Origin of the sequence: uncultured Bacteroides sp., assembly GCF_937912035.1 — a bacterium.
In the GTDB taxonomy this organism is placed as follows: domain Bacteria; phylum Bacteroidota; class Bacteroidia; order Bacteroidales; family Bacteroidaceae; genus Phocaeicola.
In genome coordinates this window covers 1-14320 of the sequence record NZ_CALDPF010000039.1, presented here as the reverse complement: position 1 = coordinate 14320, position 14320 = coordinate 1, and the positions used below count along the sequence as shown (strand labels likewise).

Here is a 14320-nt window from a genome sequence, read left to right as displayed (position 1 = left end):
TAATTAAATTGAAGTACCTTTGAACACTTTCGATTGTTCAAAAGGAACAATTTTTCCAATAAGTTCTATTCTGTTTGAATTAAAATTCGGATTAATAGTAACATAAGCCTGATCACTTCCTTCGTAAAGAATAATATCAACTCTGGCAGATATTGCAACTCCCATTATATTCATAGATAATCGAATATTGTTTTTCCTGTCACGTGTAACTTTCACATCCGAAGTACGTCCGTCAAGCGTTATTCCTCCCAAGCCATTGAACCCAGGGTGAGCATTCATTGGCGAAATTTGCACAGCAGCCTCATCATCAAAAAGAGAAATAAAATTTGTATTCGAATTGACATAAACACTCTGACCATATTTGAAAACAATTCTGTCTGCCTCCAACACAAACTTTCGTTCTTCTAATGCTGTAGCTGATGCATTATGGTCAATCTGAAATTCACTAACTTCTTTTCTTCGTCTTTTGAGCGATTCTACCTGTTCTTTTTCTTTATACCACCTTTCTCTGTCTGCTTTCCTTCTTTCCGAAAAACTTTGGGCATTCAAAATTGCTGACGAGAAAAAGGATACAAATAAAAATATAAACAATCTGTTCATAATCTTACATTTAATAATTACACAAAATATTGAACTCAAATATCACATTATTGTACAATCATGCTTAAGCTTACAATCCTACAATTACATTTTTATCTGTTTCTATCTAGTAAATATAGATTTCACAGAAATACTGCCTGTAGAATTATCTTTTAATGCAAATATCAAGAATATTTAGTGGATTTTAAACAGAAGAAACACCCAAGCCGGGAAGATACATTCTGAAGTGTATTATTTTATGGAAGAAGCAAAAAATTATCTATAAAAAACAGCATTAGAAACTATAAAAAAAATCACCTTCTTTTCTTGAAGAAATCCTTCATCAAATCAGCACATTCGTCAGCTAAAATTCCGGAAACAACTACAGTCTTTGGATGAAGCGCATCCGGAGCATAACGCTGATATCCCCTTTTCTCATCAGACGCACCAAATACCAGTTTCCCAGTTTGTGCCCAAGCTATTGCACCGGCACACATCACACATGGCTCTACAGTGACATAAAGCGTACAGTCATTCAAATACTTTGCTCCCAAAGCATTTGCTGCCGCAGTAATAGCCTGCATCTCTGCATGAGCCGTAACATCATTCAAAGTTTCGGTCAAGTTATGTGCACGAGCTATTATACGGTCACGACAAACCACTACGGCCCCCACCGGAACCTCTCCCCTCTCTGCCGCACGCTCTGCCTCGACAAGGGCTTGCTTCATATAGAATTTATCGTCTGCCATATACTACCTGCGCATTTCATGTTCATTAAAAAGAGTAGGATAATCATCGTCCAACTGCTGATGGATATGAGACAATACGGTCTCACGAAGCCATCTCGCCTTGTTTGTTATCTTATATTTCTTGAGATAACATTCCACAATGCGGATTTCTTCTTCACTCATCAGACATACCATACGCTGCTTGCGCGGTGGAACAGATGACGGTACTCTCTTTCTTGTTTTACCTTTTGCTATCATTCAGTGTGCAAAATTAATCTACTTCCGGTTAATTAAGAAAAAATAAATAAGTATTTTTGCAAAAAATGACAAAATGGCTCAACATAACATTTTAGGAAAAACAGGAGAAGACATTGCATGTCAGTTTCTTCAGGAAAAAGGATACGAGATAAAGGAAAGAAACTGGACATGGAGAAAATTGGAATTGGATATAATAGCAAGAAAAGACAACTGCCTGATTATTGCAGAAATAAGAACAAGAAGTACCAATGTTTATGGTGAACCTGAATACACAGTGTCCGACAAAAAGATAAGAAGGATTATCAATGCTGCAGATGTGTATATAAAGAAAAATATGATTGACCTTAATGTAAGGTTTGACATTATATCCATAACCGGACAAAACGGAAATTTCAAGATAAAACATATTGAGGATGCCTTTATTTCTCCAGTATGGTAAAACAATACATTAATTAAAGATTTACAATGAATTATCCCGAACCTATATATATACCACAGACTATTTCTACAAACGTAAGTCTGGCAGAAATTTGTTCAAAAGATTGTACAAAAGACCTTACATCTGTATATTCATCTTTTCAAACCGACGGCAGAGGACAGCGAGGAAACAAGTGGGAATCAGAAAACGGAAAGAATCTGCTGTTCAGCTTTGTGGTTTTTCCGAAGGAACTGCCTGCCAGAGAACATTTCATACTGCTGCAGATTACTGCTCTTGCATTGTTCGATACTCTGTCGGAATACACTGACGGGATAAGCATAAAATGGCCCAACGACATCTATTGGATGGACAAGAAAATCTGCGGAACACTCATAGAAAACGACTTGAACGGCATGAACATAGAACGTTCCATCTCTGGAACCGGTGTAAATCTGAATCAGAAAGTTTTCAGAAGTGGCGCGCCTAATCCAGTCTCACTATCACAGATCACTGGACAGGAATATGATATTGAATCTGTTCTTCACAAAATAATGAACTCAGCAAGCGGCTATTATAATATGTACGAGAATGGAGAAAGTGATTTTATCCGAAAAAAATATTTTGATGCCATATACAGGAAAGATGGTTTCCATAAGTATAAAGACGACAATGGAGCATTTGACGCTACAATAGAGGATATAGAGAAAGACGGACGCCTCGTACTTAAAGACAGAGAAGGAAACGTGAGAAAATATCTGTTCAAGGAAGTGTCATACATTATATAATATAACAAACACAGAAACATGAACCAGACAAACAAGGAAATTCTGCAGATAGCCATACCATCAATCATTTCGAATATCACAGTACCACTACTGGGACTGGTAGATGTAACCATAACCGGACATTTGGGAGATGTTGCATACATAGGTGCCATAGCCGTAGGAGGTATGCTGTTCAATATGATTTACTGGATTTTTGGTTTCCTGAGAATGGGAACAGGAGGTCTGACATCACAAGCATACGGAAGTAGAAATAACAACGAATGCCGTAATATACTGCTACGATCAATGGGAATTAGCATTCTGCTGGCAACCATACTTATTGTGCTGCAAACACCCATTGTCAGCATAGCCTTTCTTTTTATTGATGCCAGTGCAGATGTAAAAACATACGCTTCGGAATATTTCCATATATGCATTTGGGGAGCTCCAGCTGTACTGGGGCTATACAGTTTCACAGGTTGGTTTCTTGGAATGCAAAACTCCAAGTACCCTATGTTCATAGTCATAACACAGAACGTAATAAACATTGCTGCAAGTCTTTTTTTTGTAAAGGGAATAGGAATGAAAATAGAAGGTGTGGCATACGGTACTGTAATTGCGCAATATGCAGGATTAATGATGGGTATTCTTCTTGGACTTAAATATACCAGAAAATATACATGGGACATATCTTCTGCTAATGTTTTCAACAAGAAAAGTATGTCTATTTTCTTCAAAGTAAACAGAGATATATTTTTCAGGACCTTATGCATAGTGGCGGTTACAGTGTTCTTTACATCGTCCGGAGCGGCATACGGAGATATTACCCTTGCTGTTAACACTCTGCTAATGCAGCTGTTTACAATCTTCTCATATATAATGGACGGATTTGCATATGCAGGAGAAGCTTTGGTAGGCAAGCATATAGGCAGCCGAAACAACATACTTCTTCGTCAGACAGTCAAACATCTTATTTACTGGGGAAGCGGAGTTGCAGTGTTCTTCACCTTATTATATACAATTGGCGGAAAAGACTTTCTACAGTTACTCACAGACGATACTGATGTGATAAAAAATTCATCCGAATATTACTATTGGGTACTGGCAATACCTTTTGCCGGATTTATGGCTTTCATTCTCGATGGAATATGCATAGGATCCACAGCGACAGGCATAATGCTGCGCTCTATATTGGTAGCTTCCGTTGTATTTTTCTCAACATACTATTTATCAGACAATGCGCTGGGAAATCATTCTCTATGGATGGCTTTCATTTTATATCTGTTCGTAAGAGGAAGTGTCCAAACTATACTAACCTATCGTCTTATTCAATCTGACTTTCGGGCCAGTTGACAAGATAAAGTTTCTCACTGGCTCGTGTCAAGGCGGTATATAACCAACGGTAATAATCGGGTGTAAAAGTATCTTCGGTAATATATCCCTGGTCTATAAATATTCTTTTCCACTGTCCACCCTGTGCCTTATGGCATGTTACAGCGTATGCATATTTCACCTGGAGAGCATTATAGAAACTGTCTTCCTTTAGTTTCTTCATACGTTCCCTCTTGTTGGTTATATCAGAATAGTCTTCCATTACGGCATTGAACAAGCGGTCGCTGTCTTCTCTTGACAGCGAAGGATAATCTGAATGAAGTGTATCGAGTAAAATCTTTAGTTCAAACTCAATATCATTATGGTCAGGAAAAGACAACACAACATCAGCAAACCTGAATCCATACATTTCTTGTGTCCTTCGCACACGACGTACCACTGCTATATCTCCGTTTGCAATAAAATCCATCTCCTTACAGTCTGTCGTCCAATGATAGTTATTCTTTGCTATCATAAGTATATCACCAGTATTCAATTCGTCTTCACGATAAAGAATTGTGTTTCTGATTCCTTTATTATAAAGGTAAGCCCGTTTGTTGGATCGACAAATTATCATAGTCTCATCCATACCAACCTCGCTATATGATGAGTTTATGGTTTCAATCAATTCGCTTCCAGAAACAGAAGATATGTCATCATAAGCCTTGAGTGATAATACAGGAAGATTGTATATATCATCTGTAAGCATTCTTTCACGAAGCATAGTTGCATTAAAAAGTATTCCGTTTCTACCAGAATATCGGATTACCTCTGTCAAAATACATTCTGTAACATCAAGTCCATAGCCACGCAACACGTCAGCACACAAAGCTGGACTTTCATCCTCGCCTACCGGAGGTAACTGCGCATCATCACCTATTATAATAAGGCGACATCCTTGACCAGCATATACATACTCTATCAGATCATCAAGCAGTCTTCCACTTCCGAATGACGCTCCTGAAAGTCCATCGTTAGAAATCATAGATGCCTCATCTACTATAAACAACGTATTCTTGTGAAGATTGTCATTCAACGAAAAATTATCTAAATCATTAGAAAAAGATTTCTGGCGATAAATCTTCTTATGTATTGTATAAGCAGAAACTCCTGAGTAATGAGAAAATACTTTGGCTGCTCTTCCGGTAGAAGCCATCAGCACATAACCAGCACGAAGTTCAGACAAAGTCTTGACAACGGCTCCAATCAATGTGGTCTTACCGGTTCCGGCATAACCTTTAAGTAATAACAAAGCATCATTTTGGGGGTTAAACAAGAATTCTGCTATACATTCTATAGCTTTTTCTTGCTCATCTGTTGGTTTGTAACAAAAATTTCGCTTAATTTGTTGCGTTAAATAGTTATTTAACATAAAAGTAGATAAAAAGATTGAGTAATATTTACGTTGTTCAAGTTATTTATTTTATTTTTGCGCTACGAATATAAACTAAAAAAATAATATTATCATGAAAACAGTTATTAATCTTGTTTTAGCAGCCTGCGTAGTAGGTCTGGTTTACATCTGCTATGGCAGTGTTATGGGTCCAATCAATTTTGACAAAGAAAGAGATTTAAGAGAGAAAGCAATCATCGCCCGTCTTATCGACATCCGTAAGGCACAGCAGGAATATCGTGGTATGCATCAGGGTGCTTATACAGCAGACTTTGACACTTTGATTGACTTCGTAAAAACTGCAAAACTTCCATTCATCCTTAAAGTAGGATCTTTGACAGATGCTCAGCTTGAGGCCGGTATGACTGAAAAGAAAGCAATGGCTATCATTAACAAGGCTAAAAAAACAGGTAACTATAAAGAAGTAGAAAAAGAAGGATTACAAAACTTCCGTCGTGATACAATGTGGGTAGCAGTACTTGATACTATCTTTACAAAAGGATTCAATCCAGATTCTCTTTGCTACGTTCCTTACGGTAATGGAGCTAAATTCGAAATGGCAGTACGTAAAGATACTATGAAATCAGGTGCTCCTCTTAATTTGTTCCAGGCACAGGTTGCATACGACGTATATTTGGAAGGTATTAACAGACAGGAATTGGCAAACTTGAAAGACATGCAGTCTAAGCTTGGCAAATACTGCGGTTTGAGAGTTGGTGATATTGAACAGCCAAACAATAATGCAGGAAACTGGGAATAACCAATATCATTATAAATGACAAAAGATTTAGATTTTAATAAATCGGAACAATATATATTATCCATCCGTCTTAGTACGGATGGATTTTCTTTTTCTATCTATAGCCCGATTATAGGAAGTGATTTCTACAGCCGTACATACCCTGTCAATACACAACGTTCTATGGCCGCTAATGTGAAATCATTTCTTTCTGCAACAGATGAACTTAAATATAAATTCAAGCAAACAAATATTCTCATTCACTCTAAAAGATATACAATAGTTCCTTTGGACTTTTTTGAAGATGAATCTATGGAACAAGTATTTTATCACAATGTAAGAGAAAAAAGGAATGAGATAGTATTGTGCAATGTACTTAGTAACAGCAATTCGGTTGTAATTTTTTCACTAGACAAACTGACTCATGTATTTCTTTCAGAACATTTTCCCAATGCAAGATTCTTTTCATCTATAAGTCCACAAATAGAATTTCTGACAATAAGAAGTAGGTTGGGAAATTGCAAAAAACTATACTTGAACATTAACAATGAGAACATTGACGTTATAGCAATGGACAATGGAAGACTAATGCTTGCCAATACTTACCAATCAGTTTCACCTAACGACATAAACTACTTTATTCTTAATATCTGGCAAAAGACGGGATTCGATCAGAATAGAGACGAATTACATATCACTGGAATTAAGGAATTAAAGAATATTATTATACCAGAATTGAAGAAGTATATTAGTCACGTTTATAGTATTAACCCACAAGCGGAATTCAACAATTCAGAAATCTCGAAAATAGAAAATATTCCGTTTGATGTACAATCATTAATATTATGCGAGTAATTAGCGGTATTTATAAGAGAAGAAGATTTGATGTTCCACACACATTCAAGGCAAGACCTACTACAGACTTTGCCAAAGAAAACCTGTTCAATGTATTGAACAATTATATAGACTTCGAAGATGGAGTCTCAGCACTGGATCTTTTTGCTGGAACAGGAAGTATAAGTATAGAATTGATTTCAAGAGGATGCGACAAGGTTATATCAGTAGAAAAAGATCCTCAGCACTTTGCTTTCATAAACAAAATTATGAAAGAGGTAAAAACAGACAAATGTTTCGTTCTACGAGGAGATGTATTCAAATATATTGAAAAATGTAATGATAAATTCGATTTTATCTTTGCAGATCCTCCATACGCACTTGAAAAGCTTCCTGATATTCCGGATCTTATATTCAAATATGGATTGCTCAAAGAGGATGGACTTTTTGTCCTTGAACACGGGAAAGACCTCAGTTTCACATCACATCCACATTTTATTGAGCATAGATATTATGGAAGCGTAAACTTCTCATTTTTCGGGTATAAAGAAATTAATTCAGAAATATCTACAACAGAGGTGAAAACAAGCGAATGACAGATTCTGTAAGTTTATTTTTGCCAGAACGTGAATCCCATATTTTCTGTGACAAAAGCATACACGATTTTACGTCATTATTAAAAATTTCTTTTAAAGCCAATGCCGTCTTATTATCATAAAAGAAGGCATTGGCTTCAAAATTATGTTCAAAACTCCTGAAGTCCATATTAGTGGAACCAACAGTTGAAATATAATCGTCGCTTACCATTAACTTGGAATGAAGAAATCCCTTTTTATACAGATATACTTTCACACCAGCCTCCAACATATCATCAATATATGACATAGTACCTTTATGTATAATCAATGAATCACCACGTTTGGGTATCATAATCCTGACATCAACTCCAGCTAGAGCTGCAGACTGTAAAGCCAATAATACAGGTTCTGTAGGAAGAAAATATGGTGTCTGGATATATATATAGTTCTTTGCACTGCTGATTGCCATAACATAGCCCTGCATTATATCCCGCCATTTACCAACAGGATCGGATGTTACAATCTGGGCTATGGAATCACTGTAACAAGCCTCAGTCTCATTACTACAGATGTTATCCATTTTTGGAAAATATTCAGGAGAAGTTATAAGCGATCTGTCAACGGCAAACCAGTCCGTTAGGAAAGCTGTCTGAAGTCCGTATACAGCCCTACCTTCAATTCTGACATGTGTATCTCTCCATATTCCCCATGACAATCCATACAAATATCTGTAAGCTATATTCATTCCACCTATATAGCCAACTTTACCATCAATAACTACAATCTTACGATGATTTCTATAATTTACCTTAGAAGTAAATGCCGGAAATCTGACTTTAAGGAACGACTGTACTTCGATACCTTCACAAAGCATTTGCTCAAAAAACTCATGTCTTACTTTCCAGCACCCGACATCATCATAAAGCACCCTGATCTTTACTCCCTGCCTGGATTTGTCAATCAAGGCATCTCTAAAAAGACGCCCCACTGAATCATCCTCAATTATATAGAATTCTATATGAATATGATGTTTGGCTGTATAAATTGATTTCAGTAGCGAAAGATACATGGAATTGGCATCAGTAAAAGTTTCAACACTATTACCTTCAAATGGCAAAGCATTATTTACCTTCTTGAAAAATGACATTATTCTTGTTTTGTCAGAATTAATATTTAGTGACTCCTGCATCTGATACTCAGACATAGGACGCTTTATGAGTCTTGAATAGCCTTTCCTGCTTATCAGACGCTCTTTTCTGTTGCTGCGTCCCAAAAAAAAATATAATACCAACCCTATTAATGGAAGAAAAAAAAGAACAAGTATCCATGCCATAGCCTTTACAGGGTTTCTATTGTCAAGCACAACAAAAACAACTGTTGACAGGATAACCAACATGTACGTAAAATAAAAAAGAGTAAAGAATATATCACTCATAATATTACAAAATCAGGTACAAAACAAAAATAAGTTTTTTTCTTCAATTAATATACTATTCAGAGGGTTTATATAACAAAAAACTGCATAAACCGATTAGAGATTTATGCAGTCATTATACCAGATTCTGATTTTATTATCTTCTATGTCCACCAAACCCAGGGCCATGTCCGGAAGGACCAAATCCTGGACCTCCCATAGGACGTCCTCCCTGTTTTCCTCCAAACAGATTAAGACGATATATGAAATGTACCATACAATAGCTATATATCGCATTATATTCTGTATCGGAACGCATTGCAGCTGATATTACACGACTGATATTACTCTGGTTTCTCAAAATGTCATAAAACTGTACACTTATTGTTGCAGCATTTCCCTTAAGGAAATTCTGGGAAATCTGAGCATTCCACAACAATTCATCGCGGTTCATAGACTCATCAGCATATCCACGTCTTGAATTCTGCGACAAATCTGTAGATATCGACATATTCCATGGTAAATTGATATTCGTACTGGCACCGTACGAGAACTGATAAGTATCCAAATTACTTGACGTCTGATAACTGTTTCTTGAGTGCATATAATTAATCGAACCATTCAATGAAATTTCCCACCATTCAGATCTGTAAGTACCTCTAAGTCTTTCTCCCAAATTAAGCTGTTTGGTAATATTCTTATCGGAATCTGTTGTAACTTGCTTACTGCTTATATAGCTGACCATATTACTATATCTTGTAGTAGTGAACGTATTAATGGTATACTTCTTGTTCTTCAAAGCAATATTTCCACCAACCATTCCGAAAATATTCCAATTACCGTTTATGTTCTCAGGTCTTGTAGTATATCCACCGGTTTGCTCATTATAAGTGCGGCGGTTGCTTATACTGTTCAACGTATTATTATATGTAAAGAAAGCCATGCATCCTCTTTGAGTATTAACATTAAATGTATTGTAATTTACTCTCAAAGTATTTGTAAAGGATGGTTTCAAATTAGGATTACCTTGTTTAACATTAAGAGGGTCAGTATTATCTTCAATAGGTAGAAGGTCAGTCATGCTAGGTTGGGAACTACGTCCTCTATAATCAATTCTCAACTGACTTGTCTTGGAAAATTTATATCTGAAATCCAAAGTCGGGGTAAAATTAAACACATTACGTACACTTACAGTATCCAACTCGCCTTTCTTATAGTCAAGCTCTGTATGTTGTGGCTGCAACGACATTCCTAAATTGAATTGAGATTTTTCGGTAATCCATCTGTAAGACAAGTCAACCTGGTGATTATAATAATCGTAGGCGGCACTTTTACTCAAATTACTGTTGTATATTCCATTAATATCACCTGCCAATCCCTGAGAAACAGTCCAATCATTCGGCATGTCAAAAGTTGAATTGTCTGATTGGTTTCTCTTATACTGGAAATTATAGCTGAACTGCAAAAACATGTTTTTACGTATAGGCTCACTGTATGAAATACGTGCACTATATTCATAACTCTTTGTAGGAGTAGTTATATATCGATTCAATATCTCCAGCTGTTCTTCTATAGGTTTCTGATAATAATTAGTTTCAGAAGTAGAAAACTGTTCGGATTCACTATTTGTAAAGTTATAACTTCCCCTGAAAGTTATATTTCTACCAGCTTTACCCAATCGTCTGTTATACATCAATGAAGCACCGTGAGTGAGAGAATTTGAACGTGACAGACTGTTCCTTATTATCGTATTGATAATATTCTCTTCAGGCACAAGCTCTGTCAAATTATTTGCGCCCATAAGTTCATCTGTAGAATATTCCGGATCCTCACTAAAAGTATAAGTTTTGGAATCTGTTCCATTATCCGTGTCTCCCAATTGGAATCTAGGACGGAAAAGTACCATAGTCATAGAATCAGGATTCCATTCTATTCTGAAATCTGCCGTAAGATTCAAATTCTTGTTGTTTTGAAGATTCATGGCATTAGTAAAAGAACTGGTATTGCTGGAAACGAATGTTTCAGATGCCTGTTTACTGCGAATATCTGAGTTTTTCAGATTAAAATTCACACTACCGTTGTTCCTCCATTTCTTTGTCTCAGTAGCGAAGTTTAAACCTCCCATGTGTATAGTATTCAAACCATTCTGACGTCTCCAACCGCCTCCTCCGCCTCCACCGGGGAAACCATTGTCGTTGACATTATTGGATGATCCTATGACTGTAAACTGATTGCCTCCATAAAAACGGTTCAACAAGACTTTAGCACTATATCTATCTTGAGTACCACCTGCGACATCTGCATTACCGAACCAACCTTTATTCATACCAGGTTTTACAGTAAGGTCAAGTACTGTTTCTTCTTCACCATCCTGTATACCTGTAGCCTTAGCCATATCAGACTGCTTGTCGTATGCACGCACTTTATCTATTATGTTAACGGGAAGATTTTTTAAAGCGATATTTGGATCATCGGCAAAGAATTCTTTTCCATCAACCATAATCTTTTTAATTTCTTTACCATTGATTGTTATTTTACCATCATCGTCTATTTCTGCCCCCGGAAGCTTCTTTACAAGCTCTTCCAATGCAGACCCTTCCGGCACTCTGTAAGCAGAAGAATTATACACAAGAGTATCTGCTACTGCAGTAACCTCAGGAGCTTGCGCTACAATAACAGTACCTTCCAACATAATAGCATCTGATGATAATTCTATGTTACCAACAGCAAGTCGTGGTTTCTGTCTGGATATTTCCACATTCTTATACACAGGCTTATACCCGACAAACGAAACTTTAAGCAAATACTTACCCAACTTGGTATTCAAAGAAAATTTTCCGTCCATATCGGTAATGTTACCGGTTATCATCGTACTGTCCTTTGGCGAAAGTACTTGCACTGTAGCCTGCATAACAGGCATCTTGTCATCGGCATCAACCACTACACCAGATATGGTTCCTCTAGAAGTTCTTCCCTGTGAGAAGATTAGCAAAGGAGTTAAAACTCCTATCAAAAAACACAAAACCCTAATTTTCATAGTCCCAAAACTATATCATTCCATATTAAATAATTTATTTTCAATACGCATTTGATAAATAGATGGGCAAAAGGTTTAAACCAATAACGTTTTTTTAGCTTTTTCTATTAAATCTACTCTCAATTTTACGTTTTTGTTGCAGAAATTCAAAACAGATAACATTCATTACCATATAATATATTCCTATTGAATTATCTGCACGCTGATAATCCAACTCTATTGCAGAGAATGCCAGAATAGCCAAATAATATATTCCCCAAATAAATAATGCAAAACTCATAGCCTTATTTCTTAGTGAAGATGTGACACTATCCTCATCTTTTGTTTTGGCCAAAAAGATGAAAAACAAAGATATCCAAATAACCGACTTTGCTCCAAGTTTGACGTATACAAAGCTGGCATCAGTCTGTACCATGCCGAACATATACATAAGCATAGGAACAAATACAGACATCAGAAGAAGCACATATCCCAAGATACGAAAAAATACCGGAAATATTCCTTTCATAATTATATATCATTTAGTTTAAAAATCGAATTACAAAATTAATTATTTGTAAATGCAAATATGTATTTTTCTAACTTTTTTTCTACTTTTGCCTTTAAAATAATTCAATTATGAGCAAACAGAAAATAATAATCTGCAATAACCTGAAAAATGACCTTGAAGAGGCTATTTTATCACATAAGTATGACAAATTGTTCATTCTGACAGACAATCATACTTTTTGTCAATGCTTACCTGTAATACAGGAGATTGATCAGGTAAAAAATGCAACACATATAACAATAGGAGTAGAAGACGTAAACAAGACATTAGAGACTCTGGCATACGTATGGTTGAAGTTGAGCAACGGTGGCGCTACACGTCATTCATTGATAATCAATCTTGGAGGAGGTATGGTTACCGACCTTGGAGGTTTTGCAGCTGCAACATTCAAAAGAGGAATTCAATTTATAAATATACCAACTACGTTACTGTCTATGGTAGATGCCGCTGTGGGAGGAAAAACAGGTATAAATTTCAACGGTCTTAAAAACGAAATTGGCGCATTTGCTCCCGCATCAGAAGTAATAATTGACAGTGTATTTCTAAAAACTTCAGATTACGAAAACATAATATCCGGATATGCGGAAATGTTGAAACACGGATTAATAAGTACTGAAGACAACTGGAAAGAACTGATTAAATTTGACTTCGACAAAGATATTGACTATAAATCACTACAAGAACTGATAGGAAAATCAGTAGAAATAAAAGAAAATATTGTAGAACAAGACCCCAACGAAAAGGGAATAAGAAAAGCTCTGAATTTAGGTCATACGATAGGTCACGCATTTGAAAGTTTCGCTCTAAAAACTGAGCATCCAGTACTGCATGGCTATGCCGTTGCCTGGGGATTGGTTTGCGAACTTTATCTTTCTCATGTTAAGCTTAACTTTCCAAAAGAAAAGCTTAGACAGACTGTTACTTTTATTAAAGAACACTACGGAAAGCTTAACTTCTCCTGCAAGGACTATGACACATTGTATGAATTCATGACTCATGACAAGAAAAACGAATCCTCCGGTTCTATAAACTTTACTTTATTAAGCAATATCGGTGAAATTAAAATAAACCAGACTGTTTCAAAAGAAGACATATTCGAAAGTCTTGACTTCTATAGTGAAACCATGGGTTGAAATCAGTATTTACTTGGGTATTGTGCGACATGCAAAAAGAATGAAATAATTTGCTTATTATAAAAAAAGCACTAATTTTGCATCCGCAATTCGGGATGTAGCTCAGCCCGGTTAGAGTACGCGTCTGGGGGGCGCGTGGTCGCTGGTTCGAATCCAGTCATCCCGACCGAGAATAAAGCATTGATAATCTGATGATTATTGATGCTTTTTAATTTTATATTTATTATCTTTGGATTGATAGTTATCGCACATAAATTCAGTACACTTCATACCGTTTTAAATCCAGAATAAAAAACGTCACGTTTGATTTAAAATGTGGTGTCATTTTAATTCGAATGCGGTGTCATTTTAAATTGAACACCATAGTTCTTTCAATACTTCTATAAAGCTGATTCTAAATTATATATTTATGGTGAACAAAATGCATGAAACAAAAAAGAGAAGTCTTTTAGACTTCTCAAAATTATTGGTTGCGGAGGCCTGACTCGAACAGACGACCTTTGGGTTATGAGCCCAACGAGCTA

At 36.2% G+C, this 14320-nt stretch carries 14 protein-coding genes and 1 tRNA gene; 8 read left to right on the top strand and 7 right to left on the bottom strand.

Annotated elements, in window-relative coordinates:
- Positions 1-3 precede the first annotated feature (3 nt).
- From Q0486_RS11150 to Q0486_RS11140, 3 genes are all read right to left on the bottom strand, one after another.
- The gene (locus Q0486_RS11150) at positions 4-600 is read right to left on the bottom strand and encodes a DUF4251 domain-containing protein (protein ID WP_299233167.1); all 597 of its coding nucleotides are present in this window, start codon (positions 598-600) and stop codon (positions 4-6) included.
- Positions 601-893: 293 nt separating this feature from the next.
- Positions 894-1328, bottom strand: a complete 435-nt coding sequence (locus Q0486_RS11145) for a nucleoside deaminase (RefSeq protein WP_299233164.1) — start codon at positions 1326-1328, stop codon at positions 894-896.
- Positions 1329-1331: 3 nt separating this feature from the next.
- Positions 1332-1565 carry a hypothetical protein gene (locus Q0486_RS11140; protein WP_235328628.1) on the bottom strand — a complete coding sequence of 78 codons (234 nt, stop codon included), beginning with the start codon at positions 1563-1565 and terminating at the stop codon, positions 1332-1334.
- Between the two features lie 73 nt (positions 1566-1638).
- Between Q0486_RS11140 and Q0486_RS11135 the strand changes: the two genes are divergently transcribed.
- Genes Q0486_RS11135 through Q0486_RS11125 form a run of 3 tightly spaced genes read left to right on the top strand, consistent with a single transcriptional unit; the run spans position 1639 to position 4100 of the window.
- Complete coding sequence (locus Q0486_RS11135) at positions 1639-2004, top strand: YraN family protein (RefSeq protein ID WP_299233159.1); 366 nt, start codon at positions 1639-1641, stop codon at positions 2002-2004.
- A 26-nt stretch (positions 2005-2030) separates the two neighbouring features.
- Positions 2031-2768 (top strand): biotin--[acetyl-CoA-carboxylase] ligase, encoded by a 738-nt coding sequence (locus Q0486_RS11130; protein ID WP_299233156.1) that lies wholly within the window; start codon positions 2031-2033, stop codon positions 2766-2768.
- An 18-nt stretch (positions 2769-2786) separates the two neighbouring features.
- The gene (locus tag Q0486_RS11125) at positions 2787-4100 is read left to right on the top strand and encodes an MATE family efflux transporter (protein WP_299233153.1); all 1314 of its coding nucleotides are present in this window, start codon (positions 2787-2789) and stop codon (positions 4098-4100) included.
- Here the strand turns inward: Q0486_RS11125 and Q0486_RS11120 are convergent.
- A complete protein-coding gene (locus Q0486_RS11120) occupies positions 4072-5490 on the bottom strand; it encodes an AAA family ATPase (RefSeq protein WP_299233150.1) in 1419 nt (472 codons plus the stop codon). The genes Q0486_RS11125 and Q0486_RS11120 overlap by 29 nt on opposite strands.
- A 94-nt stretch (positions 5491-5584) precedes the next feature.
- Between Q0486_RS11120 and Q0486_RS11115 the strand changes: the two genes are divergently transcribed.
- The 3 genes from Q0486_RS11115 to Q0486_RS11105 are packed head-to-tail and all read left to right on the top strand — an operon-like array spanning position 5585 to position 7680.
- Positions 5585-6271 (top strand): hypothetical protein, encoded by a 687-nt coding sequence (locus Q0486_RS11115; protein WP_299233147.1) that lies wholly within the window; start codon positions 5585-5587, stop codon positions 6269-6271.
- Positions 6272-6286: 15 nt separating this feature from the next.
- The gene (locus Q0486_RS11110; RefSeq protein ID WP_299233144.1) at positions 6287-7105 is read left to right on the top strand and encodes a DUF3822 family protein; all 819 of its coding nucleotides are present in this window, start codon (positions 6287-6289) and stop codon (positions 7103-7105) included.
- Positions 7096-7680, top strand: a complete 585-nt coding sequence (locus tag Q0486_RS11105; protein ID WP_299233141.1) for an RsmD family RNA methyltransferase — start codon at positions 7096-7098, stop codon at positions 7678-7680. The genes Q0486_RS11110 and Q0486_RS11105 overlap by 10 nt, the downstream gene beginning before the upstream one ends.
- Here Q0486_RS11105 and cls read toward each other — a convergent pair.
- The 3 genes from cls to Q0486_RS11090 form a co-directional block, all read right to left on the bottom strand.
- A complete protein-coding gene (cls, locus tag Q0486_RS11100) occupies positions 7652-9097 on the bottom strand; it encodes a cardiolipin synthase (RefSeq protein ID WP_299233138.1) in 1446 nt (481 codons plus the stop codon). The genes Q0486_RS11105 and cls overlap by 29 nt on opposite strands.
- A 136-nt stretch (positions 9098-9233) precedes the next feature.
- Positions 9234-12113 (bottom strand): TonB-dependent receptor, encoded by a 2880-nt coding sequence (locus Q0486_RS11095; RefSeq protein WP_299233135.1) that lies wholly within the window; start codon positions 12111-12113, stop codon positions 9234-9236.
- 94 nt (positions 12114-12207) lie between these two features.
- Positions 12208-12621: a hypothetical protein gene (locus Q0486_RS11090; RefSeq protein WP_299233133.1), complete on the bottom strand. Its 414-nt coding sequence runs from the start codon at positions 12619-12621 to the stop codon at positions 12208-12210.
- A 110-nt stretch (positions 12622-12731) separates the two neighbouring features.
- On the opposite strand from Q0486_RS11090, the gene aroB reads away from it, so the two are divergent.
- Together aroB and Q0486_RS11080 are read left to right on the top strand one after the other, a co-directional pair.
- Positions 12732-13796: a 3-dehydroquinate synthase gene (aroB, locus tag Q0486_RS11085; RefSeq protein WP_299233131.1), complete on the top strand. Its 1065-nt coding sequence runs from the start codon at positions 12732-12734 to the stop codon at positions 13794-13796.
- 91 nt (positions 13797-13887) lie between these two features.
- Positions 13888-13962, top strand: a tRNA-Pro gene (locus Q0486_RS11080).
- Positions 13963-14320 lie beyond the last annotated feature (358 nt).